Source organism: Sphingobium yanoikuyae (assembly GCF_034424525.1).
Classification (GTDB): Bacteria; Pseudomonadota; Alphaproteobacteria; order Sphingomonadales; family Sphingomonadaceae; genus Sphingobium; species Sphingobium yanoikuyae.
The window spans coordinates 3941800-3966258 of the sequence record NZ_CP139979.1 but is presented as its reverse complement, the minus strand read 5'-3'; the positions used below and the strand labels follow the sequence as shown (position 1 = coordinate 3966258).

Annotated in this window: 24 protein-coding genes; 11 read left to right on the top strand and 13 right to left on the bottom strand. The window is 65.2% G+C overall.

From position 1 onward, the window contains the following. Nucleotides 1-24: 24 nt before the first annotated feature. The gene (locus U0025_RS18340; RefSeq protein ID WP_004208930.1) at nt 25-651 is read right to left on the bottom strand and encodes a TetR/AcrR family transcriptional regulator; all 627 of its coding nucleotides are present in this window, start codon (nt 649-651) and stop codon (nt 25-27) included. A 174-nt stretch (nt 652-825) separates the two neighbouring features. On the opposite strand from U0025_RS18340, the gene U0025_RS18335 reads away from it, so the two are divergent. Together U0025_RS18335 and U0025_RS18330 are read left to right on the top strand one after the other, a co-directional pair. Continuing rightward, nucleotides 826-3183, top strand: a complete 2358-nt coding sequence (locus U0025_RS18335; RefSeq protein ID WP_004208928.1) for a TonB-dependent receptor — start codon at nt 826-828, stop codon at nt 3181-3183. A gap of 103 nt (nt 3184-3286) precedes the next feature. Beyond that, nucleotides 3287-4534, top strand: coding sequence for a spinster family MFS transporter (locus U0025_RS18330; RefSeq protein ID WP_004208927.1), 1248 nt, complete (start codon nt 3287-3289; stop codon nt 4532-4534). 44 nt (nt 4535-4578) lie between these two features. On the opposite strand, the gene U0025_RS18325 is transcribed toward U0025_RS18330, so the two are convergent. After that, nucleotides 4579-6156, bottom strand: a complete 1578-nt coding sequence (locus tag U0025_RS18325) for a peptide chain release factor 3 (protein ID WP_004208926.1) — start codon at nt 6154-6156, stop codon at nt 4579-4581. A 44-nt stretch (nt 6157-6200) separates the two neighbouring features. Further along, nucleotides 6201-7094 carry an aldose 1-epimerase family protein gene (locus tag U0025_RS18320; protein WP_004208925.1) on the bottom strand — a complete coding sequence of 298 codons (894 nt, stop codon included), beginning with the start codon at nt 7092-7094 and terminating at the stop codon, nt 6201-6203. Between the two features lie 197 nt (nt 7095-7291). Between U0025_RS18320 and U0025_RS18315 the strand changes: the two genes are divergently transcribed. Beyond that, entirely contained in the window at nt 7292-7786 is a 495-nt protein-coding gene (locus U0025_RS18315; RefSeq protein ID WP_004208924.1) for a hypothetical protein, read from the top strand. Here U0025_RS18315 and U0025_RS18310 read toward each other — a convergent pair. From U0025_RS18310 to rpmI, 7 genes are all read right to left on the bottom strand, one after another. After that, a complete protein-coding gene (locus U0025_RS18310; RefSeq protein ID WP_004208923.1) occupies nt 7776-8480 on the bottom strand; it encodes a DUF4386 domain-containing protein in 705 nt (234 codons plus the stop codon). The two genes, U0025_RS18315 and U0025_RS18310, sit on opposite strands and share 11 nt — an antisense overlap. Nucleotides 8481-8497: 17 nt before the next feature. Beyond that, nucleotides 8498-10915, bottom strand: coding sequence for a phenylalanine--tRNA ligase subunit beta (gene pheT / locus U0025_RS18305; RefSeq protein ID WP_004208921.1), 2418 nt, complete (start codon nt 10913-10915; stop codon nt 8498-8500). Continuing rightward, the gene (gene pheS / locus U0025_RS18300) at nt 10912-12003 is read right to left on the bottom strand and encodes a phenylalanine--tRNA ligase subunit alpha (RefSeq protein WP_004208920.1); all 1092 of its coding nucleotides are present in this window, start codon (nt 12001-12003) and stop codon (nt 10912-10914) included. Before pheS ends, pheT begins: the two co-directional genes overlap by 4 nt. 66 nt (nt 12004-12069) lie before the next feature. Continuing rightward, on the bottom strand, nt 12070-12387 hold the full coding sequence (locus U0025_RS18295; protein WP_004208919.1) for a GIY-YIG nuclease family protein: 318 nt from the start codon (nt 12385-12387) through the stop codon (nt 12070-12072). Nucleotides 12388-12439: 52 nt separating this feature from the next. Beyond that, complete coding sequence (locus tag U0025_RS18290; protein WP_004208918.1) at nt 12440-13060, bottom strand: LysE family translocator; 621 nt, start codon at nt 13058-13060, stop codon at nt 12440-12442. 189 nt (nt 13061-13249) lie between these two features. Then, nucleotides 13250-13612 (bottom strand): 50S ribosomal protein L20, encoded by a 363-nt coding sequence (gene rplT, locus U0025_RS18285; protein WP_004208917.1) that lies wholly within the window; start codon nt 13610-13612, stop codon nt 13250-13252. 13 nt (nt 13613-13625) lie between these two features. Beyond that, nucleotides 13626-13829: a 50S ribosomal protein L35 gene (rpmI, locus tag U0025_RS18280; RefSeq protein ID WP_004208916.1), complete on the bottom strand. Its 204-nt coding sequence runs from the start codon at nt 13827-13829 to the stop codon at nt 13626-13628. A gap of 159 nt (nt 13830-13988) precedes the next feature. Here rpmI and U0025_RS18275 point away from each other — a divergent pair, with 159 nt between their 5' ends. The 3 genes from U0025_RS18275 (at nt 13989) to U0025_RS18265 (ending at nt 17175) form a co-directional block, all read left to right on the top strand. Beyond that, nucleotides 13989-16151 carry an AsmA family protein gene (locus U0025_RS18275; RefSeq protein ID WP_004208915.1) on the top strand — a complete coding sequence of 721 codons (2163 nt, stop codon included), beginning with the start codon at nt 13989-13991 and terminating at the stop codon, nt 16149-16151. A gap of 69 nt (nt 16152-16220) precedes the next feature. Beyond that, the gene (locus tag U0025_RS18270; RefSeq protein WP_004208914.1) at nt 16221-16634 is read left to right on the top strand and encodes a VOC family protein; all 414 of its coding nucleotides are present in this window, start codon (nt 16221-16223) and stop codon (nt 16632-16634) included. A gap of 4 nt (nt 16635-16638) precedes the next feature. Next, nucleotides 16639-17175: an O-acetyl-ADP-ribose deacetylase gene (locus U0025_RS18265; protein WP_037490630.1), complete on the top strand. Its 537-nt coding sequence runs from the start codon at nt 16639-16641 to the stop codon at nt 17173-17175. A gap of 99 nt (nt 17176-17274) precedes the next feature. Here U0025_RS18265 and U0025_RS18260 read toward each other — a convergent pair whose 3' ends face one another. From U0025_RS18260 to U0025_RS18250, 3 genes are all read right to left on the bottom strand, one after another. Next, nucleotides 17275-17466 (bottom strand): helix-turn-helix transcriptional regulator, encoded by a 192-nt coding sequence (locus U0025_RS18260; RefSeq protein WP_004208912.1) that lies wholly within the window; start codon nt 17464-17466, stop codon nt 17275-17277. After that, nucleotides 17463-18050, bottom strand: a complete 588-nt coding sequence (locus U0025_RS18255) for a hypothetical protein (RefSeq protein WP_004208911.1) — start codon at nt 18048-18050, stop codon at nt 17463-17465. The genes U0025_RS18260 and U0025_RS18255 overlap by 4 nt, the downstream gene beginning before the upstream one ends. Nucleotides 18051-18144: 94 nt before the next feature. Beyond that, complete coding sequence (locus tag U0025_RS18250; protein ID WP_004208909.1) at nt 18145-18525, bottom strand: ExbD/TolR family protein; 381 nt, start codon at nt 18523-18525, stop codon at nt 18145-18147. Between U0025_RS18250 and U0025_RS18245 the strand changes: the two genes are divergently transcribed. The 5 genes from U0025_RS18245 to infC all read left to right on the top strand — a co-directional run bounded on the left by U0025_RS18245 (nt 18497) and on the right by infC (nt 24301). After that, nucleotides 18497-19078: a hypothetical protein gene (locus tag U0025_RS18245; protein ID WP_139278817.1), complete on the top strand. Its 582-nt coding sequence runs from the start codon at nt 18497-18499 to the stop codon at nt 19076-19078. The genes U0025_RS18250 and U0025_RS18245 overlap by 29 nt on opposite strands. A gap of 88 nt (nt 19079-19166) precedes the next feature. Continuing rightward, nucleotides 19167-19622 (top strand): hypothetical protein, encoded by a 456-nt coding sequence (locus U0025_RS18240; RefSeq protein ID WP_004208907.1) that lies wholly within the window; start codon nt 19167-19169, stop codon nt 19620-19622. Between the two features lie 259 nt (nt 19623-19881). After that, complete coding sequence (gene thrS / locus U0025_RS18235; protein WP_004208906.1) at nt 19882-21864, top strand: threonine--tRNA ligase; 1983 nt, start codon at nt 19882-19884, stop codon at nt 21862-21864. A 97-nt stretch (nt 21865-21961) separates the two neighbouring features. After that, on the top strand, nt 21962-23446 hold the full coding sequence (locus U0025_RS18230) for a Dyp-type peroxidase (protein ID WP_004208905.1): 1485 nt from the start codon (nt 21962-21964) through the stop codon (nt 23444-23446). A 321-nt stretch (nt 23447-23767) separates the two neighbouring features. Next, entirely contained in the window at nt 23768-24301 is a 534-nt protein-coding gene (gene infC / locus U0025_RS18225) for a translation initiation factor IF-3 (RefSeq protein WP_029547879.1), read from the top strand. Nucleotides 24302-24459: the final 158 nt, after the last annotated feature.

Sequence of the window (24459 nt, the reverse complement as noted above, 5' to 3'; positions counted from 1 at the left end):
CGATAGGCGGCAGCGGTGCAACCCTCAAGCGCGCTTGCCGATCCCCTTCTCGATCAACGCGTTGGCGATGTCGGCAATCTCCTGCGCGGGGCGGCTGTCGTCCCACACGCCATAGCGCAGCCCCAGGAACACATTCATCCCCATGATCGCCCAGGCATGGACTTCCTCCACGTCCGCGCGCACGTCGCCCTGCTGCGCGGCCTTTTTCAGGCGCGCGGCCATGCGGGTGGCGGTATTCTCATAATGGGCGCGATAGGCGGCCTGGTCGACGAACTCGGCCTCGTCGATGATGCGATAGATTTCCTTGTGGGCGCGGGCGAACTCCAGGAAGCTCAGCAGGCCGATCCGTTCCGCCTCGATCCCGTTGCGCGCATCGGCGATGCGGGGCGAGACATAGTCGCGCACCTGGCCCGACATGTCGTTGACCAGCGCGCGGAAAATGTCGTCCTTGCTGTCGAAATAGGTGTAGAAACTGCCCAGGGCGCAGCCCGCCCGGCGGGTGATGCCGCTCACCGACCCGTCGTGAAAACCCTTTTCGCCAAATTCCTCGGCCGCCGCCGACAGCAGCGCGCGCAGCGTGCGTTCGCCCCGCGCGGTGCGCGGCGCCTTGTCATCGCGTCTCTCATCCCGTGGGGAAGCCGGATCGGTCATGCTCTCTCCCTCTGCCTGCCAATACGCGCCTTTTCAATGATTTGAGGACGTCTGGTGGCCTTGTTCGCCGTCCCTCATATTTGAAGTTGAAAGCTGGTTCAACTTTCATTATTCAAAGGGCAAGCAGATTGGCTACCCGGATGACCGGGGGCCGCTTCAGGAGAGGAAACGCCGATGAAGGCCCATCACAGCATTCGTGCCCTTGCCCTCGCATCCGCCGCCTGGACCGGCGCGATGGCATTCCCCGCCTTCGCGCAGGACGCTTCGGTGCCCGCCGCCGACACCGAAGAGGCCGGGATCATCGTCACTGCCCGCCGGCGTGAGGAAACGCTGGTGTCGGTGCCGATCGCGGTCAGCGCCTTCTCCGGCGCTGATCTGGAACGGGGTGGGGCGATCGACATCAGCGATCTTGCCAATGTCACCCCCAACACCACGCTGGAGGCGTCGCGCGGCACCAATTCGACGCTGACCGCCTTCATCCGCGGCGTCGGTCAGCAGGATCCGGTTTCCGGCTTCGAACAGGGCGTCGGCATCTATCTCGACGATGTCTATCTCAACCGGCCGCAGGGCGCGCTGCTCGACATCTATGACGTCGAACGGATCGAGGTGCTGCGCGGGCCGCAGGGCACGCTCTATGGCCGCAACACGATCGGCGGCGCGGTCAAATATGTCACGAAGATGCTGCCGCAGGACTTTTCGCTCAAGCTCAAAGGCAGCTATGGCAGCTATGATCAGGCCGATGGCATCATCAGCGTGTCGGCGCCGATCGGCGACCTGATGCGCGTCGGTGGTGCCTTTGCCCGCCTGTCGCGCGGCGGCTTCGGCAAGAATCTCACCACCGGGCAGGATAATTATAACAAGGATATCTGGGCCGGCCGCGCCACCTTCGAAATGGGCGGCTATGGCGCGCCGGTGCTGATGCGCATCACCGGCGACTATACCAAGGATAACAGCAACCCGCGTGGCGGCCACCGCCTGATTCCGGGCCAGGCATCGGGCGCGCCGGTGCTGGACGATGTGTTCGACACCCGTGGCGGCCTGGTCGATCCCAAGCAATATGTGAAGTCCTACGGCCTGTCGATGAACCTGACGGCCGAACTCAATGATGCGGTGACGCTGCGCTCGATCAGCGCCTGGCGCAAGGATGACAGCGCTTCGCCGATCGACTTCGACGCGCTGCCCGCCGTCGATGTCGACGTGCCGGCCTATTACAAGAATGAACAGCTCAGCCAGGAATTCCAGCTGCTCTACGACAAGGGTCGTCTGCACGGCATGGTCGGCTTCTATTATCTCGATGCCAGCGCCGACACCCAGTTCGATACCCGCATCTTCACCACCGTGGCCGGGCTGACCGCCTTCACCCAGGCCAATGTCGATACCGAAACCTATGCCGTGTTCGGCGACATGAGCTTCGACCTGACCGATCAGCTCAGCCTGTCGGCCGGCGGTCGCTACACATGGGATACGCGCCGGGCCAATATCCTGCGGCAAAGCTATCTGGGGGGCGGCTCGCCGGTGTTCGACGGCGCGGGCATTCCCTTCGGTGCGCCCAGCACCAATTTCCGTGGCGAGCGCGAGTTCAAGAAGTTCACGCCGCGCTTCTCGGTCAGCTACAAGCCGACCGCCGATCACAATATCTATGCCAGCTATTCCAAGGGCTTCAAGGGCGGCGGCTTCGACCCGCGCGGGGTCGGCACCAACGCGCCTGACCTCAATGGCGACGGCATCCGCCAGGACAGCGAAATCGCCTCCTTCCTCAGCTTCGCGCCCGAACAGGTCGACAGCTATGAAGTCGGCTACAAGGGCAATCTGATGGACGGCGCCCTCTATGTCGCGGTCGCCGGCTTCTATGCCGATTACAAGGATGTGCAGATCCCCGGCTCGGTCGCCTGTACCGTCAATGTCGGCGGCGTGGCGACGCCCTCCTTCTGCGGTGTCGTGTCGAATGCCGGCAAGGCGCGCTTCAAGGGGCTGGAGTTCGAAAGCAATGCGCGCCTTGGCCGCGACATCTTCAGCGGCGGCGACCGTCTGAACCTGCAGACCGCGATCGGCTTCATCGATGCCGATTATCGCGAATATATCGCCAATATCGCCAGCGTGCCGACCGACGTCGCCGACTATCGCCGGGTCCAGAACACGCCGAAATGGACCGCCAGCGGCACGCTCAGCTATAATGTCCCGGTGGGCGATGGCAGCCTCTATTTCGGCAGCACCGTCTCCTGGCGCTCCAAGACCTATCAGTTCGAAATCCCCAACCCCTATATCGATCAGAAGGGCTATGCGCTGTGGGATGCCAGCCTGGTCTATACCGCGCCCAGTGATCGCTGGAGCATCGGCGTCCATGGCAAGAACCTGCTCGACAAGGAATATAAGACCTCGGGCTATACCTTCGTCGCAGCCAATCCGGTGACCGGCGCGATCATCAACAATGCGGCCGGCTATCCCACCCCCTCGCTGGGCAAGGAAGGCACGCTGACCGCCTTCTACGGCAACCCGCGCCAGGTGTTCGTGACCGGCTCGGTCAAGTTCTGATCCAAAGGCCGTCATTGCGAGCGGAGCGAAGCAATCCATGGGCGCTGTGTGGATTGCTTCGCTTCGCTCGCAATGACGTATGAAATCGGTCTAGGAAGCGCAGATGAAGCCCCAAACCTCCCCCGCCTATCGCGGCGTCGTGCTGGCGATGCTGCTGTTGGTCTATACCTTCAACTTCCTCGACCGGCAGATCCTGGGCATCCTCGCCGGGCCGATCAAGGCGGAGCTGGGGCTGACCGATACCCAGCTTGGCGCGCTGGGCGGCATCGCCTTTGCGCTCCTCTATTCGACGCTGGCGATCCCGCTGGCGCTGCTCGCCGACCGGACCAGCCGCACCTGGGTCATCACCGTCAGCCTCGCCGTCTGGAGCGGCTTCACCGCGCTGTGCGGCATGGCAGGCAATTTCATGCAGATGTTCCTGTTCCGCATCGGCGTCGGCGTGGGGGAGGCGGGCGGCGTCGCACCTTCCTATGCGGTCATCTCCGACTATTTCCCGCAGCATCAGCGCGCCCGCGCCCTCTCCATCTATTCGCTCGGCATTCCGCTGGGCTCGGCCGGCGGCGTGCTGCTGGGCGGCTATATCGCCCAGACCGTCGAATGGCGCACCGCCTTCATCGCGGTCGGCATCATGGGTATCCTCATCGCACCGCTCTTCCGCCTGGTGGTGCGCGAACCCGCCCGGCCGGTGCAGTCGGGCACGCCCGTGCCGGTTAGCGCTGTGTTCGGCATCCTCGCCGCCAAGCGCAGCTTCTGGTTCCTGGCATTGGGCGCGGCGAGCAGTTCGATGTGCGGCTATGGCGTCGCCTTCTGGCTGCCCAGCCTGTTGATGCGCAGCTTCGGCCTCGACCTTCTGGGCGCGGGCCAGTTCCTGGGCGGCCTGCTGCTGCTGGGCGGGGTTGCGGGCGTGCTGCTCGGCGGCTTCCTGGGCGACGCCATGGGCAATCGGGACAAGGCCTGGTTCGCCTGGGTGCCGGCGATCAGCTATGTGATCGGCATGCCCTTGTTCGTGGTCGGCGTGCTGTCGTCCAGCGTATCCTTCGCCTTCGCCCTGTTCCTGATCCCGCAGGCCTTGGTCTATGTCTGGCTCGGCCCGGTATTGACCGCCGTGCAGCACCTGGTGCCGCCGCATATGCGGGCCAGCGCCTCGGCGACCTTCCTGCTGATCAACAATCTGGTCGGGCTTGGTCTTGGCAGCTGGAGCGTGGGCGCCCTGTCCGACGCGCTGACCCCGACCTATGGCAATGAAGCGCTGCGCTACGCCATCGTCGCGGCGCTCGGCTTCTACCTGCTCGCCGGCCTGTTCATGGCGCTCGCCGGCAAGGCGCTGCGCAAGGATTGGGTGACGGCCTGACCCATGAAGTGACAGGGCATTGCCCTGTCACTTTCGCTGTCCGCTTAGCGCTCCTTGGTGGCGCTGAACTTCACCTTGGGATGGCGCTCCTGCTGGTAACCGATGTCCCAGGCGCTGCGCGCCATGAACACCAGATTGCCGTCGCGGTCCTTGGCCATGTTCGCGCCATTATAGGCAACCAGATCCTTGATCGCCTGATCGTCGCCGCTGATCCAGCGGGCCGTGTCGAAGGGTGAGGGCTCCAGCACCGCGGCGACCTTATATTCGGCCTCCAGCCGGCTGATCAGCACTTCCAGCTGCAGCTGGCCGACCACGCCGACGATCCAGTTGCTGCCGATCTCGGGATAGAAGACCTGGATCACGCCCTCTTCGCTCAGGTCGTCCAGCGCCTTGCGCAGCTGCTTGGTCTTGGTCGGGTCTTTCAGCTGGACGCGGCGCAGGATTTCCGGCGCGAAATTGGGCAGGCCGGTAAAGCGCAGGCCGGGCTTCTCGCTCAGCGTGTCGCCCACGCGCAGCGCGCCATGGTTGGGGATGCCGATGATGTCGCCGGGGAAGGCCTCGTCCGCCAGCTCGCGGTCCTGGGCGAAGAACAGGATCGGCGAATGGACGGCCAGCGCCTTGCCGCTGCCCGACGGGGTCAGCTTCATGCCGCGGCGGAACTTGCCCGACACCAGCCGCATGAAGGCGATGCGGTCGCGGTGCATCGGGTCCATGTTCGCCTGCACCTTGAAGATGAAGCCGGTGACTTCGCTGCCCTCGGGCTCGACCGGGGCCGGCTCGGCCGGCTGGGCGCGCGGCGGCGGCGCATGCGCGGACAGCGCGTCGATCAGCTCGGTCACGCCGAACAGCTTGAGTGCCGATCCGAAATAGACCGGGGTCAGGTCGCCATGGCGATAGCGTTCCAGGTCGAACTCGGCATAGCCACCCTGGGCCAGCTCGGCCTCCTCGCGCAGCTTTGCGAGGCCCCGCTCGGACAGATAATCGGCCAGTTTGGGATCATCCAGGCCGCTGAACTGGTGGCGGGTGCCGTCAAATTCCTTGGACGGGCCAGTGGGCTGCATCAGCCGGTTGGTGGCGAAGTCGTAGATACCCTCGAACTCGCCGCCCATGCCGACCGGCCAGCTCATCGGGCAGACGTCGAGCTGCAACTGGTCCGCCACCTCGTCGAGCAGGCCGAACAGTTCGCGTCCCTCGCGGTCGACCTTGTTGACGAAGGTGATGATCGGCACGTTGCGCAGGCGGCAGACCTCGAACAGCTTGCGCGTCTGCGGCTCGATGCCCTTGGCCGCGTCGATCACCATCACCGCCGAGTCCACGGCGGTCAGGGTGCGATAGGTATCCTCGCTGAAATCCTCGTGGCCGGGCGTATCGAGCAGGTTGAAGGTGATGGTCTCGCCATCGCGCGTCCGCTCGAACGTCATGACCGAGGATGTGACGGAGATGCCGCGCTGCTGTTCGATCTTCATCCAGTCCGACCGGGCGCGCCGGTTCGCGCCGCGCGCCTTGACCTCGCCGGCCAGGTGAATCGCGCCGCCTTCCAGCAGCAGCTTTTCGGTCAGCGTGGTCTTACCGGCGTCCGGGTGGGAAATGATCGCGAAGGTACGGCGGGATGGGATGCTCATGGGGCGCCCATATAGGGATTTTTGCGCCCAAAGCGAGTCGCACGTTAGGCCTCGCCCTCAGCCCCGACCAGCGTCACGTCCATGCGGAAGGATCGGCTGTCGCCCGGCAGCAGGGTCATGACACCCTGCTTGTCCCAGACATCGCCGGTGAAGCCGACCGGGTCGGCCATGCCGGCCCAGGGTTCGACGCACAGATAATGGGCGCCCGGCTTCTGCCACAGGCCGAGCCAGGGCGTGTCGGGGAAATCGATCTTCAGGTGCGGCTTGCCGGGCACGCCCCAGGTCAGTGACCGGCTGGCGAGATCGTCCCAGATGAGGGCATCGCCCGCGAACATGACATGGGTCGGCGCCAGCTCATGGCCCTCGACCGGGGAGGGCACGCTCTCCAGCGCGATCAGCCCCGGCTCGCTGCCGACCTTGCGGATCGGCGCGGGTTCGGCCTGCGCGAACAGGATGCGATGGTCCTCGACGCTGCCGCCATAGGGCAAAGGCCAGGCGAAGGCGGGGTGATAGCCAAAGCAGAAGGGCATCGCCGTCTCGCCCCGGTTCATGACGGTGGCGGTCATGCGCAGGCTTGGCCCCTCCAGCACGAACCCCATGTCGAGGCGGAAATCGAACGGATAGACGGTGCGCGTCTCCCTGTCCGCCTCCAGCCGGAACAGCGCGGCTTCCTCGTTGCGATGGACCAGGGTGAAGGGGCTGGTGCGGGCAAAGCCATGCTGGCCGATCGGATAGGCGACATCGTTCAGCCGATAGACGTCGCCGCGCGATCGGCCGACGAACGGGAAGAGCAGGGGGGCATGGCCGGTCCACCATTGCGGGTCGGCATCGGTCATCAGCTCGCGGCCCTGCGCATCGGTCAGCGACCAGAGTTCGGCGCCCAGCGGCGATATGCTGGCGGACAGATTGTCGGAAGCGATGGCGATGCGGTCGTTCATGGCGAAACACTCCTGTTTGCCCAGCGGCATAGAGCCGGATCGTCATCTGTGGAAGCGCCTTGGGCGTCCACAGATGACGTGAATCAGGCTCTATTCCAAGGTCCGATGCGGCAAATCCCGACTGTCTCGCCCGCCGCGCAATCGTTACGTTGCGGAACCGACATGGGGGCTGGCGGGTTGAGCCAGCGGGAGGACCAATGATGAAAATTGCCGTATCGACCGCCACGATCCTGCTGCTGCTCGGCACGTCGGCGCTCGCCCAAGAACAGGGCAAGAAGAGGGACGACACGCTCGACAAGGCGGGCGAAATCGCGTCCCAGCCGGCGCGCGATGTCGGCATCGAAAAGACGCAGGTGCCGCCGATCCTCGTCGCGGCCGAGGAAAATCCCTATGCTGCGCCATCGGGCAAGACCTGCAAGGCGCTGAATGGCGACATGGCGGCGCTCAACAAGGTGCTTGGTCCCGATTTCACCATCGGCCGCGAAGCCAATGAGGATCGTACCAGCAAGATCGCCGAGGGTGTGGGCAAGTCGCTGGTCAATTCGCTGATCCCCTTCCGCGGCGTGGTGCGGGAAATCAGCGGCGCCGCCCCGGCGGAACGTCGACTGCGCGCCGCCATCGCCGCCGGTCTCGCCCGGCGCGGCTATCTGCGCGGCATGGCATCGGCCAAGGGCTGCAAGATTACGGGCTGATTTCCGGCGCCGCCGGACGCGGCGCCCCGAACAGCAGCAGCCATATGGCGAAGGCGCCTTCGCCCAGCAACGGCACGAAATCGAGCTGGCCGGGGATCGCCTCGCCGATCGCCGGCGACAGCAGCGCCAGGCTGCGCGCGACCAAGTGGACCGCGCCGCCCGCCATCAGCAGCGCACCGACCGCCACAGGCAACCGCCGCGATCGGATCGCCAGCCAGCCGGTCAGCAGGCAATAAATGCCGAAGAAGAGCAGGCTGATGCCATAGAGGTCGTTGTGGAGGCTGAGGCTGATCCGCACCAGCGACTGCACCTCCGCCATCGGGATGCCGGGATGCGGCGCGCCATCGATCAGCGCAAGCGGCAGCAGATGGAGCAGGCTGTTGCCCGCCAGCACGGCAATGCCGGTAAGGCTGAACAGGGCGGCGGTGCGCGCCAGCACCCGCCCGGTCGGCGCGAAAAGGCCATAGAGCAGGGCGGTCACCGCCAGATAGCAGCAGAGCATCGCGACATCGCTCGCCCCGCCGGCCCGATAGAGCCAGGGATAGTCCGCGATGTTGCGCATCGTCTCGCGTCCGTTGCCCGGCACGATCAGGGCTGCGCGCACCACCGCCTCGGCAAACATGCCGCAGCCAATGGTGCCGATGTAGAAGAGGCCGGCGAGGCGGGCCTGAAGTCGTTCAGCCTTCCCGTCCATCGCCGGCCTTTCCCGTCTTAGCCGCGCAGGCTCGCGCCCAGCTTCTGGGCGGCCTTGACCACGGCGGCGCTGATCACATCCAGCTCTTCCTGGGCGAAGCTCTTCTCGCCCGGCTGCAGCGTGATCTCGACCGCCAGCGACTTGTGGCCTTCATCCACGCCGGGGCCGGTGAAGACGTCGAACAGGCGGGCGTCGACGATCGCCTTCTTGTCCGCGCCCTTGACCGCGCGCACCAGCGCATCCGCCTCGACCGTCTCCGGCACCAGGAAGGCGAAGTCGCGCTTCACCGCCTGCAACGCCGGCGGGGCGTAAGGCGCGCGCATGAAGCCGCTCTTGCGCTTGGCCGGGATCGCATCGAGGAAGATCTCGCCCGCGACCACGGTGCCCGACAGGCCGAACTGCTTGGCCAGGCTCGGGTGCAGCACGCCATATTCGGCCAGCACCACCTTGGGGCCAAGGCGCAGCGTGCCCGACTGGCCCGGATGATAGGCCGCCGATGCCTCGCCCATGCTCTGCAGATTGCCGACCGGCGCGCCGGCAGCCGCCAGCAGCGCGATCACTTCGCCCTTGGCGTCGAACGCGTCGAAGGGCTGGGCCTTGCCGCCCTGCCAGCCGCGCGCGGTCTTCTCGCCGGCCAAGACGAAGCCGACCGTGGCGCGCTCGCCCTGCTTGAAATAGCGCCGGCCGAGTTCAAACAGCCGGATCGACGTGGCGCTGCGATCGACATTGCGCTTGGTCGCGGACAGCAAACCGGGCAGCAGCGAGGGCCGCATGACCTTCAGATCTTCGGAGATCGGATTGGCCAGCGTCCAGTCGCCACCGCCGACGCTCGCGGCTTCCTTCTCGGAAATGAAGGACCAGTTGATCGCTTCGGCGAGGCCGCGGGCGGCGGCGGTGCGGCGCACGCGGCGCTCGACCAGCTGCTCGGGCGTGGCGGTCGGACGGGCGACGCCCGGCACGCGCGGCAGCGGGGTGGACGGCACATGGTCCAGGCCGACGATGCGCACCACTTCCTCGACGATGTCAGGCCAGCCATCGACGTCGCGGCGCCAGGTCGGCACGGTGATGGTCCAGCTGACGGGCACCGAAACCGGCACGCCGTCCTGATACTCGATCCCCGAGGATTCGCCTTCGACCCCGAAGCCCAGGCTTTCGAGGATGCGCCGCTGGGTGTCGAACGGCACATCGACGCCGGCCAGCGCCAGGCACTGGTCGGGCGCATAGGCGACCGTCTTGGGCGTGGCGGGCGGGGTGCCGGCGCGGGTCGCTTCCGACGCGGTGCCGCCGCACAGGGTCATGACCAGGCTGGTCGCGATTGACAGGCCATCGTCCAGGAAGGCGGGATCGACGCCGCGCTCGAACCGGCCGCGCGCATCTGAGGTCAGCGCCAGCTTCTGGCCGGTCACCGCGATCCGCTCCGGCGTGAAATAGGCGCATTCGATCAGCACGTCGGTGGTGCCGTCCTGCGCGCCCGAATGTTCGCCGCCCATGATGCCGCCAATGTCATGCACGGCCTCGTCGTCGGCGATGACGGTCATCGTCTCGTCGATGGCATAGGTCTTGCCATTGAGCGCGAGCACCTGCTCGCCGGCCTTGCCCTTGCGCGCAACCAGTCCGCCCTTGAGCGTCGCCATGTCATAGACATGGAGCGGCCGGCCGAGGTCGATCATGATATAGTTGGTGATGTCCACCAGCGCGCTGATCGGCTTCTGGCCGATCGCCTTGAGCCTGCGCGCCATCCATTCGGGCGAGGCGCCGTTGGTCACGCCCTTGACCGATCGGGCGAAGAAGGCGGGGCAGCCGTCGACATCGTCGGTGCGCACGTCCGGGCCGGGGCCCACGCCGGCTATCTCGGGCACGATGATGGCGTTGAGCGTACCCAGGCCAGCGGCGGCGAGGTCGCGGGCGATGCCGCGTACGCCCATGCAGTCCTGACGGTTCGGCGTGATCGACACGTCGATGACCGGATCGTTGAGGCCGGCCCAGTTGGCATAGACCTCACCCACCGGCGCGTCGCCGGCCAGTTCGATGATGCCGTCATGATCGTCACCCAGCTCCAGTTCACGGGTGGAGCACATCATGCCGTTGGATTCGACGCCGCGAATGGCGGTCTTCTTGAGCACCATGCCGTTGACCGGCACCACCGCGCCCTCGACCCCGAACACGCCGATCAGGCCGGCGCGGGCATTGGGCGCGCCGCACACGACCTGCAGCGGGTTGCCGTCGCCATGGTCGACGCTCAGCACCTGCAGCTTGTCGGCCTGCGGGTGGCGCTCGGCGGTCAGGATCTTGGCGATCTTGAACGCCCCCAGCTTCTCCGCCGGGTTCTCCACATCCTCGACCTCCAGCCCGATGGCGTTCAGCGTCTTGAGGATCGTCGCCAGGTCGGCGTCGGTCTTGAGGTGCGTCTTGAGCCAGCTCAGGGTGAACTTCATGCGCCGACTCCTCCCGACAGCGTGGGCACGTCGAGTGCCGAGAATCCATAATGTTTCAGCCAGCGCAGATCGCCGTCGAAGAAGGCGCGCAGGTCGTTCATGCCATATTTCAGCATGGCGAGGCGGTCGACGCCGGTGCCGAAGGCAAAGCCCTGCCACTCGTCGGGATCAAGGCCGCAGGCCTCGATCACGCGGCGGTTGACCATGCCGCTTCCCAGCACTTCCAGCCAGCCGCCACCGGGCGCATCGCCGTCGCCGCCGATGACGCGCTGGCCATTGGTCAGCGTATAGCCGACATCGACTTCGACCGACGGCTCGGTGAACGGGAAATAGCTCGGGCGCAGGCGCAGGACGATATCCTCGCGCTCGAAGAAGGCCTTGAGGAAGGTCTCCAGCGTCCATTTGAGGTGACCCAGCGTGATGCCCTTGTCGATCACCAGCCCCTCGATCTGGTGGAACATCGGCGTGTGGGTCGCGTCGCTGTCGCTGCGATAGACGCGGCCGGGCGCGATGATGCGGATCGGCGGTTCCTGCGTCATCATGGTGCGGATCTGCACCGGCGACGTATGGGTGCGCAGCAGCATCTTCTTCTGCCCTTCCTCGTCCGGGAAGTAGAAGGTGTCGTGCATCGCGCGCGCCGGATGCGTCTCGGGAATGTTGAGCGCGGTGAAATTATGCCAGTCGTCCTCGATCTCCGGGCCGGTCGCGACCGAGAAGCCGAGGTCCGCGAAGATTTCCGCCAGTTCGTCCATCACCTGGCTGACGGCATGGACGCTGCCCTGCGGCCCCAGATCGGCGGGCAGGGTCATGTCGACCTTTTCCGAGGCGAGGCGGGCGTCGAGCGCGGCCTGCTCCAGCGCGGCTTTGCGGTCGGCGATCGCGGCGGTCACGCTTTCGCGCAGATCCTGGATCGGCGGGCCTTTTTCCAGACGCTCCTCGGGCGACATGCCGCCCAGCGTCTTCAACAGGCCGGTGACGACCCCATTCTTGCCCAGCGCGCCCACGCGCAGCCCTTCCAGCGCGTCCAGCGTGTCGGCAGCCTCGATGTCGGCGATCAGGCCGGCTTTCAGTGCGCTAATTTCGGTCATGACTCTCTATCCATCAATCTCATCGTCATTCCCGCGAAAGCGGGAACCCATCTCCCGACCTCTCGATCAGTCGCGGGGTAAAGGCGCGAAGCCAAAGCCCAGCGCCAGATCGTCCCAATCGGGATTGCCGGCCTCGATCAGCTCAATCTTCCACTGCCTGTTCCATTTCTTGATCCGCTTTTCCCGCAGGATGGCGCTGTCCATGCTGTCATGTGGTTCAAACCAGACCAGGCGCTTGACGCCGTAGTCTTTCGTGAAGCCTTCGATCAAGCCGTTTCGATGCTCGTAGAGGCGCTTTATGAGATCGGATGTGACGCCGACATATAATGTACCGTTGCGGCGGCTGGCGAGCATGTAGACGGTGGGGCTGATCTCGCGCGTCATCGATGCCTCGGGAGATGGGTTCCCGCTTTCGCGGGAATGACGGAGTTGGGGGTTAGGCGCGCGCGCCCAGCAGCGCGCCGCCAAAGCCGATGAACATCAGGCCGGTGCCGCGGTTGAACAGTTTCTGCCGGTTGGCCGGCGCCAGCCAGCGGGCGAGGCGCAGGCCGCCCAGAGCGTAGACCGAATACCAGAAGCTTTCGATCACCACGAAGCTGACGATCAGGATCGCCAGCTGCAGCCAGAAGGGGCGGGCTAGGTCGATGAACTGGGGGAAGAGCGCGGCGGCGAAGATGATGAGCTTGGGGTTGGACAGGCCGGTCAGCAGCCCGGTCGCATAAAGTGCGCGGGCCGAGCGGACCGGGCCGGCATCGCTGCCGTCGGCGGACCCGACCGGTGCGCGCCAGGCCTTGATCCCCAGCCAGATGAGATAGGCGACACCGGCATAGCGCAATATGTCGAACAGGCGCGGCGAGGCTTTCAGCAGCGCGCCAAGGCCCAGCGCCGACGCGATCAGGCACAGCAGCACGGCGCTCATCAGCCCCGCCATCGTCACCAGCGCCTTGCGCGGCCCATGGGCGATGCTCTGCGTCATCACATGCAGCATGTTGGGGCCGGGCGTGGCCGAGATCAGGAAGACCGCCGTGACATATAACCACCAGAGATGCAGCGACATGGGATGGTTCCTCAAATGTCAGGCTGCCCCCTGAAATCCGTTCGGGCTGAGCCTGTCGAAGCCCCGCCAGAGCGCAGCGAAGGCACTTCGACTTCGCTCAGGACGAACGGGGTAAAACCGGAAAAACAAAAAGGGCGCCGAAGGCATCTGCCCCGGCGCCCCTTTGACGATCTTTACGATCGATCAGCTTCAGGCTGCGGGCAGCGCAGCCTTGGCCTGGGCGATGATGGCGCTGAACGCCTCGCCTTCGTGCATCGCGATGTCGGCCAGAACCTTGCGGTCCAGCTCGACGCCGGCCAGCTTCAGGCCATGCATGAACTGCGAATAGGTCAGGCCTTCAGCGCGGACACCCGCGTTGATGCGCTGGATCCACAGGCCACGGAAGGTGCGCTTCTTGACCTTGCGGTCGCGATAAGCGTACTGGCCGGCCTTTTCGACAGCCTGGCGAGCGACACGGATCGTGTTCTTGCGACGGCCATAATAGCCCTTCGCCTGAACCAAAATCCTCTTATGCTTCGCCTTGGTGGTTACACCACGTTTTACGCGTGCCATTGTCCTCTACTCCTTACTTCAGGCCGTAGGGTGCCCAGAGGCGGACGTGAGCCACGTCGGCATCGGACAGCACGGAAGTGCCACGGTTCTGGCGAATATACTTGGCGTTGTGCGAGATCAGGCGGTGACGCTTGCCAGCGACGCCGTGCTTGACCTTGCCGGAAGCGGTGAACTTGAAGCGCTTCTTCACACCGCTCTTGGTCTTGAGCTTGGGCATTTTCGTCTCCTTGTTTGGCGCGACGATTACAGACAGCCACGGCAGCCCTAGTTAGCCGGGCGGTCTCACTGAATATCGCGAAGGGCGGCCCATAGTCGGCCGCGCCCGCAAAAGCAAGCGATTCGGACCCAAAGGCGGCATGTCCGCGTTGACCCCGCCATGGCCGATGTCGAACCTGTGCCGCCCAGCGCGTCCAAGCCCATCCAGCCCGGCGGCGCGGCTGTGCATCTGCGCCGCGCGCGCGACCGTTGGCGGCGCCTGCCGCTGCTGGCCCGCATCCTGTTGTGGATCATCGGCATCATCCTTGCCCTGTGGCTGATCCTCTTCATCACCAAGGGGCGCTTCCTCAAGGGACCGTTCGAGCGCATCCTGTCCGCCCGGCTGGAGCGGCAGGTACAGGTCGGCGGTGACTTCCAGCTCTATTTCGCCCCGATCACCATCAAGTTCCGGGCCGAAGACATGCGCATCGCCAACCTGCCCTGGGCCAGCCGGCCTGACCTGTTTCGCGCCGACCTGATCGACACGCGGATCGCACCCTTGAGCCTGATCTTCGGCAGCAGATACCGCGTCCCCTGGCTAGAGCTGCGGGGCGCCGCCGTCGATCTCGAATGGTCGCGCGACCGGCAGCATAATACATGGACGCTGGGCGACCCGGATCGGAAGGGCGAGCCGATGAACATGCCGCTCGTCCGCCGCGCGCTGCTCGCCGGCACGACCATGCGCTATCGCGATCCGGTGCTGATGCTGTCGACCGATATCGGCTTTGAGACGGTGAAGGCGCAGGACACCCGCTTTGCCAGCGATGTCCGCCTGTCGGGCACCGGCACGATGCGCGGCAAGCCCTTTACCTTGAAGGGCGGGCTGCTGTCGCCCAACGCCACCGTCACCGGCGGCAAGAACAGCCTGGCGCTGCGGGCACAGGCGGGCGCGACCGTGCTGGAGGTGACCGGCACGCTGCCCGGCGCGACCGAGCTGGAGGGCAGCGACCTGCGCGTCGTGGCGCAAGGGCCCAATCTCAGCCATTTGTTCGATTTCCTGGGCGTCGCCATTCCCGGCACCCGCCATTATCGCTTCACCTCGGCCCTGACCAAGGCGGGCGAGGAGTGGCGCTTCACGCATTTGAAGGGCCGGTTCGGCGATTCCGACCTTGCCGGGCGCTTCACCGTGTCGTTGCCGAACAATCGCCTGCTGCTCGACGCCGATCTGGCGACCCAGCGGCTCGACATTATCGATGTCGGCCCCTTCATCGGCTATGATCCGCAGAGGCTGGATGCGCAGGGCGGGGCGGGCGCGATCACGACCGTGCAGGGCAGGCCGCGCCTGCTGCCCGACGCGCCGCTGCGGATCGAGGCGATCCGCAATTTCGATGCCAATGTCCGCTACAGCGTAAAGACCATCCGCGCGCCCAACGTGCCGATCGCCAATGCGGCGGTGACGCTGAAGCTCGACCATAGCCTGCTGACGCTCTCGCCTTTGACCTTCGACATGGCGGGCGGCCATGTCGCGTCAGACATAGAGATCAATGCCCGCAACCAGCCGGTGCGCACGAGCTACGACGTCCGCCTGGCACCCACGCCGATGGGCACGCTGCTCGCCCGCTGGGGCGTCGAGCAATCGGGCACGACCGGCATGGTCAAGGGGCGGATGCAGATGACGGGCCTGGGTGATACCGTCCATGACTCGCTCGCCACCGCCAATGGCCGCATTGCCGTCATCCTGCCGGCGGGCAGCATGTGGGCGCGCAACGTCCAGCTCTCCGAAATCGATGTCGGCACCTTCATCACCAAGATGTTCGAGAAGAAGCTGAAGGACCCTGTGCAGATCAATTGCGGCCTCATTGCCTTCACCGTGCGCAACGGCGTGGCGGCGGCCGACCCGATCCTGATCGACACGCGCAAGAATGTGATGATCGGCCGGGGCGGCTTCTCTTTCAGGAATGAAAGCCTCGACCTCGCCTTCCGCGCCGACGGCAAGAAGATCAGCCTTCTGTCCGGCCAGTCGCCGGTCGGCATTGGCGGCTATTTCGCCCGGCCGTCGATCAATGTCATCAGCCCGGACCTGATCGCGCGCGGCGGCGCGGCGGCGGCGCTGGGCATCGTCGCCACGCCGATCGCCGCGACACTGGCCTTTGTCGATATCGGCGATGCCAAGGCAGCGGCCTGTGGTCCGGTGCTGGCCGGCGCCGATGCTGCCGCCCAGCGCACCCGTGGCGGCAAGCCGCGCGACGATGTCGGCCGCGGCACCACCGCAAAGGATGAAGCGGGCAAGGGCAGCAAGGCCGAGAAGAAGGCGCAGGACAAGAAGTTCCTCGGCATCTTCTGAACGACACGCGCCGGGCTTATCCTGTGGCCTGGCCGACTCGACCCATGAGTCGACGCGAAGGAGAGGATCATGAGCGACACGCCGTTCGTCCTGCCGGGGGTCACGCCCCATCTGACCATCGCCGACGGCAAGGCCGCCGACGCCATCGCCTTCTATACGACTGCCTTCGGCGCGACCGAACAGAGCCGCCATCTGGAAGAGGGTGGCGCGCGCATCATGCACGCCCATCTGACGGTCAATGATGGCGGGCTGATGCTGAACGATCATTTTCCCGAAATGTGCGGCGGCGCCCCGGCGGAAAAGCCGGCGGCTGTGACGCTGCATCTGGAAGTGGACGATGCCGATCGCTGGTGGGACCGGGCGGTGGCCGCCGGCGCGGCAATCCGCTTCCCGATCGACAACCAGTTCTGGGGCGCCCGCTATGGCCAGCTCACCGATCCCTTCGGCCATGTCTGGTCGATCGGCGGGCCGATCAGGGATTGAGGCTATGATGGTCGGGACGACGCGCTGGGACGTGGTGACGGGCGACATCACCCGTTGCGCGGTCGACGCGATCGTCAATGCCGCCAATAACAGCCTGCTCGGCGGCGGCGGCGTGGATGGCGCGATCCATCGCGCCGCCGGGCCGGAATTGCTGGAGGAGTGCCGGGGCATCGGCTGCTGCCCGACCGGAGAGGCGCGGATCACGCGCGGCTATCGGTTGCCGGCCCGCTATGTCATCCACAGCGTCGGCCCGGTCTGGCAGGGCGGCAATCAGGGCGAGCGCGACCTGCTCGCCAGCTGCTACAGCCACAGCCTGTCGCTCGCCCGCCATCATGGCCTGCGCGCGGTCGCCTTCCCGGCGATCTCGACCGGCGTCTATGGCTATCCCAGGGCGCAAGCCGCCAAGGTCGCCGCCCGCGCCGTGGCGGAAGCGCTGCGCCGCGACCCCGACGCCTTCGACCATATTCTCTTCATCTGCTTCGACCAAGAGAATCGCGCCCTCTACGACGCGGCCGTCAGGGATGCTGTCGCGGCGGATTAGAGTGTTTGGCTATCATTCCCTCTCTACGCTTCTGGTTGCTGCCGGCCATAAGGCGCGGGATGGGCGCCATGGCATCTGCACGACGCCTGCGCCCCAGCCTCAGTCGCGCAGGAAGATATCCTCGATCTTCAGGCCGAACAGGTCGGCGATGCGGAAGGCGAGCGGGAGCGAGGGATCATATTTGCCCGTCTCGATCGCGTTGACGCTCTGGCGCGAGATGCCGAGCTGGGCGGCGAGATCGCTCTGGTTCCAGTCGCGTTCCGCCCGCAATATCTTGAGCCGGTTCTTCATGCGCGGCCGCCGGGCAGGATCGGCGCCAGCAACAGGCCCAGATTCCACAGGATGAAGGCGGCATAGGCAGGCGCATGGGGGGCAAGACCCGATCCTTCGAGCAGGCCCCAGACGGTGGTGATGACCAGCATGAAACCGGCCGCGATCAGCGCACGTCGGGCATGGACCATGCGCAGATATTCGTCGCTCTCCTCTACCAGAAGGCGTCCCATCGCCCAGATGAAGCCGATCAGCGGCGGCGCCGGCAGCAAGGCGACGAGCACGGCCCAGATGCCCGCCGGATGCCATTCGCGCTGGATGGTGATGGCCGCGACCACGGTGACGATATTGGCGATCATCAGCGGCACGACCCGGCCGATATAGCGGGCGATCGCCGATCCGGGCACGCCGCGCGCCAGCCGCATCGCTTCCCAGATCAGCCAGCCCAGCGCCAGCAGGCCCGGCACCATCAGCGGCAATTTGCCGTTGCCGCTGATGGTGAAGATGTTGGCGGCGACGGCAGCGGCCACCATCAGCACCGTGAACAGCGCGGCGGCCGCGCAAATGCGCCAGGGAAAGGGGTGGATGGGTTCCGGGGCGATCATGACTCGTGCCTCCTGCTCTGAAAGGGTCAAGTGTCCTTTACAGAAGCGAGAAGTGATGAGTCAATGAACCTTTACATTTTATCGTGCATGCTTGTCAGAACTGGCCATAGCGCTCATTGCCGACAAAGCCGAGCTTGGTGACGCCGGAACGGCGGATGTCGGCCAGGGTCTGGTCGACCACCAGATAGCGGGCGGCAGCGTCGGGCTGGAATTGCAGTTCCGGTTCAACCGGCATGGCGAGCGTCTGGGCGAGATAGCGGCGCAGTGTCAGGGCATCGACCGCATTACCGTTCCAGCGGACGACGCCCGATGCGTCGATCGTCACCTTGTTCTTGATCGGATCGGGTTGGGGCAGGCTGGTATCGACCGGCGCCTGGGGCAGGTTGATGCCCACGCTGTGGGTCTGGATCGGGATGGTGATGATGAACATGATCAGCAGCACGAGCATGACGTCGATCAGCGGCGTCGTGTTCATCTCGCCCAGCCTGGCAGGCACGGTGACCTTCACGGCGGACAGGGGTTTCACGGGTGACGGCGCGACCGGCTATCTGAACCTGGGCGAAGCGCATGGGGCAGCGGGCCAGTTCGCTTGGCGCGACAGCTGCTCGGCCGGCGCCTGGTGCAATCTTGCCGGCGGGACGGCCGGACTGATCGCGCATCTGGGGCAGGCCGCCGGGACCTATCGCACCTCGATCTTCGCGCACTCCGCCGGCAACGACAGCTTCAGGCTCGCGGACTCCACGGGTGACACCTTGCGCGCCGGCACTAGCCGCACGGGGCACCGGTCGATCGCGCGCTCCGGTCCTACGAGCAAGCTTGGCTTCTATGCCGGCGCGCAGGTCGCGGCGGTGACGACGGCGTCGACGGGCCTTTCCAGCCTGCCTATGGTCGGCCTCCGCTCCAACACCAGCTTTGCGCCCGATCGCCTCGCGGCGCTCTGGTCCGGCGACGGCGCGATCGTCGGTGCGAAGGCCGCCGCGATCCACGACCGACTAAACACCTTCCTGACGGCGATCGGCGCCGCATAAACGACCTTTGAGAGGCGGCTTAGAAGCCTCTCACCGCTCTTTGAACAGTCTGGTTTGGATGCTACCACCGCCATTGGCGGAGGACATTATGCTGACAGAATTGCTGAAAATATTGGGCCAAGGGGTCGTGGCGGCTTTTGTCTCGTGGGTCGCGATCTTCTTTGCTCTTTCCCGTTATAAATCTGAGAAAATCTATGACCGGGTTTTAGGCATCTACACCGACGCGATCGCGCTGGTGAGCGAGATGGCAGAAGTGACCATCGAGCAGAGGGTCAAGCGAGACATGGGTAAGCTGAGCGATCAAGAGAACTCGGCTTTTGACGAGCGCTACCGCGTGGCCGCAGATAGATTAAAGGGCATACGCGCTGTTGCGTCGATTTTAGCGCCGCCAGCCGCGAACACGATGGAAGAACTGATCCAGACGCTCCAACGGCTTGACCACAATCGTGATCTGTCGTCGCTCGCCCAACAGTTCGAGAGGGTAAAGGCGTTTGGGTTAGCGCAGGAACGCTTGGTGGCCCATGGGCAAGAAAGCCTGGGCTAGGTTTTGGTGCTACAGAAGCTCTTGTCTCGCACTCCGGAAGCTTTTGTCGCGCTTCATGCGCCACGGGATTTTGCAAAGCTCAAAGCTATAAGTCCCTCCTGTGCTGATAATGATATATCAGCACATAAAACATGCGCCCCTGGGTGACTCTTGGCAAGAGGGCTTCTATTGACAGGGCAGACCGCCCATTTATGGGGAAGGCGCGGCTTTTTGGGCCGCGCAACCTGAACATTTCACAGAAAGACCCCCCGTGTCCGCCATGCTCAAGATCACCCTGCCCGATGGTTCCGTGCGTGAAGTCGCGCCCGGCACTACTCCGGCGGACATTGCAGCGGCGATCGGGCCGGGCCTGGCCAAGGCGGCGATCGCCGCGAAAGTCGACGGCGAGCTGCGCGACATCATGCGGCCGCTGGAACAGGATTCGCAGCTGGCGCTGGTGACGGCGAAGGACGAGGCCGACGCGCTGGAACTGGCGCGCCACGATTTCGCCCATGTGCTGGCCGAAGCGGTGCAGGCGCTGTTCCCCGGCACGCAGATCACCTTCGGCCCGGCGACCGACGACGGTTTCTATTATGACTTCGCGCCCAAGGATCGCCCCTTCACCGAGGAAGACCTGCCCGCGATCGAGGCGGAGATGCGCAAGATCATCGCCGCCAACAAGCCGCTGCGCCGCGAAGTGATCGCCCGCGACACGCTGATCGCCCAGTGGGAAGCGGCCGGCGAGACGTTCAAGGCACAATGGGCCGCCGAACTGCCGCAGGGCGAGGAACTGACCGTCTATCATTCGGGCGACGGCTGGTACGACATGTGCCGCGGCCCGCATCTGGCCTCGACCGGCAAGCTGGACCCGGCCGCGTTCAAGCTGACGCGCGTGTCGGGCGCTTACTGGCGCGGCGACCAGAAGAATGCGATGCTGAGCCGCATCTATGGCACCGGCTGGCTGAACAAGAAGCAGCTCAACGAGCATCTGACGCGGCTGGAGGAAGCGGGCAAGCGCGACCATCGCAAGCTGGGCGCGGAGATGGACCTGTTCCACCTGCAGCAGGAAGCGCATGGCAGCGTCTTCTGGCACCCCAAGGGCTATCTGATCTGGCGCGAACTGGAAGCCTATATGCGCCGCGCGATCGACGATGCCGGCTATCGCGAGGTCAAGACGCCGCAGGTGATGGACGCGCGCCAGTGGGAGCAGTCCGGCCATTGGGGCAAATATCGCGAGAATATGTTCGTCATCCCCGACGAAGTGCCGAATGTGGCGGACGAAGGCCCGCTGGTGTCGGAAGAAGTCGACTGGATGGCCTTGAAGCCGATGAACTGCCCGGCGCACATTCTGATCTTCAAGCAGGGGATCAAGAGCTATCGCGACCTGCCGCTGCGCTTCTACGAAAATGGCTGCTGCCACCGCAATGAGCCGCATGGCGCGCTGCACGGCCTGATGCGCGTGCGCCAGTTCACCCAGGACGACGCCCATATCTTCTGCCGCGAGGACCAGATCGTCGAGGAAGTGCGCGCCTTCTGCGCGCTGGCCGACCGGATCTACCGGGATTTCGGCTTCACCTACTCGATCAAGCTGGCGCTGCGCCCGGAAAAGCGCTTCGGTACCGAGGAGATGTGGGACAAGGCGGAAGAGGAACTGCGCAACGCGGTCGCCGCCGCCGGCCTCAACACGCCCGAATATGGCTGGGAAGAACTGCCCGGCGAAGGCGCCTTCTATGCGCCCAAGCTGGAATGGCACCTGACTGACGCGATCGGCCGCACCTGGCAGGTCGGCACGATCCAGTCGGACCGGGTGCTGCCCGAGCGGCTCGACGCCAGCTACATCGCCGAGGATGGCGAGCGCCACCGGCCGGTGATGCTGCACCGCGCGATCTTCGGCAGCTATGAGCGCTTCATCGGCATCCTGATCGAACATTATGCCGGCAAGTTCCCGCTGTGGCTGGCGCCGGTGCAGGCGGTGGTCGCGACGATCGTGTCGGATGCGGACAATTATGCACTGGACGTGGTCGAGAAGTTGCGCGCCGCCGGCATCCGCGCCGAGGCCGACGTGCGCAACGAGAAGATCAACTACAAGGTGCGCGAACATTCGCTGGGCAAGGTGCCCAACCTGCTGGTCGTCGGCCGCCGCGAGGCGGAAGAAGGCACGGTGGCGCTGCGCGAACTGGGCAAGGATGGCCAGACCATGTTGTCGGTGAGCGAGTTGATCGCCCGGCTGGCGAAGGACGCACTGGCGCCCGATCTGGCCTGACATAGGGGGAGATGGCACCGTTATGGAGCCATCTCCCCACCGGGCCTGACCCGACCCTGATAGCATGGCGGCATCACCTGACCGGGGGAGAGCCGCAATGCCGATCAACCTGTCCGAACCGCTGCGCTGGACCAGCGCCGACGCTGATGAAACCGCCCTGCTGGAAGATCTGCAGGGCAATATCCTCGATGGTCATGGGCGCAAGGCGACCTTGCACCTGATGCTGCGCTTCGGCGCGGATGCGGCCGCCGCGCGCGCGGCACTGCGCGCGCTGGAACCGCAGGTGACATCCGCCCTCGCCCAGCTGGAAGCGGCCCGTGCCTATCGCAACACTGGCCAGTCGGGCGGCCCCTTTGTCGGCCTGCTCCTCTCCTCTTCCGGCTATGCGCGACTGGGCATCGCCGACCGCATGCCCGAAGGCCCGGTCGACGGCGCCTTTGCCAGCGGCATGCTCGCCCGCAGCGCCATTCTCAACGATCCCGCCGCGCCGGACCTGGAAGCCGCCTATCAGGACCGCATCGACGCGATGATCCTGATCGGCGCCGATCCCGACGGGCCGGACCAGTGGACGTCACAGGCGGCGCAGGATCTGGCCGATATGATCATGAGCGGATTGGGCAGTGCCGTCAGCCTGATCACCGCCGAGAGCGGCCGGGCGATCTTCCGCAGCAACAGCGCGGGCGAGGCCGAGGGGATCGAGCATTTCGGCTATGTCGACGGGCGCAGCCAGCCGCTGCTGCTGCAGGAACTGGTCGATCGCGAGGCGGCCGGTGGCGGCATCGACCGGTGGAATGCCGCCTTCCCCCTGTCGCAGGTGCTGGTGTCCGATCCGGGATCACCCGACACCGGCACCGCCTTCGGCAGCTATTTCGTCTTCCGCAAGCTGGAACAGCAGGTGAAGGCCTTCAAGGCGCGGGAAGAGGAATTGGGTGAGCAACTGGGGATCGGCGAACTGGCCGGCGCCTTCCTGGTCGGCCGGTTCGAGGATGGCACGCCGGTCACGCTGCAGGGCACGGAAGGGCTCGACCATCCGGTGCCGAACAATTTCAGCTATGCCGCCGACAGCGCCGGCGCCCGCTGTCCCTTCTTCGCCCATATCCGCAAGACCAATCCGCGCGGCGATGTCGGCCGGACATTGGTGCCGAACCCACAGAGCGCGGCCGATTTCGATCGCATCCGCGAATTGGATGACGGCGAACGCCGCGTCATCATGGCCCGGCGCGGCATGCCCTATGGCATCCGCAACCAGGTGACCGACCCCAGCGACCAGCCGGAAGGCGGCGTGGGCCTCATGTTCATGGCGTTCCAGAGCAGCATCGAGGCGCAGTTCGAGTTCACCCAGAAAAGCTGGGCCAATTCGCCGCCCTTCGTCGCCCGCATCAATGGGGCGCCCGGCGATCCGGTCGGCCGCGACCCGATCATCGGCCAGCGCGGCGGCGAACCCCTCGTCAAACTGGCCATGCCCAATGGCTGGAACGACGCAACCGCCGGCACGACGCCGGCCGGTCTGGCCGAATTTGTCGTCCATAAGGGCGGCGAATATTTCTTCGCTCCGGCCAAGAGCATGCTGCGCGTGCTGTGACGGCGCTCAGAGCCTGTTTGAAAAATCGCGAGGGGACGATTTCCAATACGGTTCCGGCCCGCGCGCCCGCCCAACCACCCGACGGGATGACATTGGATCGGGTGGTTGGGCGGGGCGCGGGCTGGAACCGGCTTTCTCCAACGGACTCTCAGCCCCTTGCAAAAAGCCCGCATTCACCCGATATAGTGGGTGCGGCAGCAATGCCACATGGGCTGGCGATTCCGTTACGACGGGCTTGCCGCCCTTTTCGGCTTTGCGCTAAAGGGCCGCGAAGAGCCGTTTGTTGTCACAGTCACAGGAGAAGCCGCTATACGTCCCCCAATGATGCGCCGCCCGCTGGCGCCGCCGCCGAAGTCCGGTCCCCGGTATAATGAGTTCATCACCGTACCCAAGGTGCGGGTGATCGACGACGAAGGCGAGAATCTGGGCGTGATGTTTACGCAGGAGGCGATCGAACAGGCTGCCGACGTTGGTCTGGACCTGGTCGAAGTGTCGCCCAACGCCGATCCGCCAGTCTGCAAGTTCCTGGACATCGGCAAGTTCAAGTACGAAGCCCAGAAGAAGGCGAATATCGCCCGCAAGACCCAGAAGACGCAGGAACTCAAAGAGATCAAGATGCGTCCGAACATCGACGATCATGATTATGATACGAAGATGAAGAAGGTCCATGATTTCATCGGCGACGGCGACAAGGTGAAGATCACCCTGCGCTTTCGCGGCCGCGAACTCAGCCACCAGCAGCTGGGCATGAACCTGCTGCAGCGCGTGGCGGAAAATGTCGCCGAGATCGCCAAGGTCGAAGCCTATCCGCGCATGGAAGGCCGCCAGATGCTGATGGTGCTGTCGCCGAAATAAGCGGCGCCGCGACATCGAAGAACATGCGTATCGGGCGGGGTCTGGCAACAGGCTCCGCCCGAACGCATTTGGGGCCATGTGCTTGGAGGCGATCGCCATTCGAATGTCGATGTGGCGACAATGATGGCTGTCCATAACCCTCGAAACGAGTCACGCAC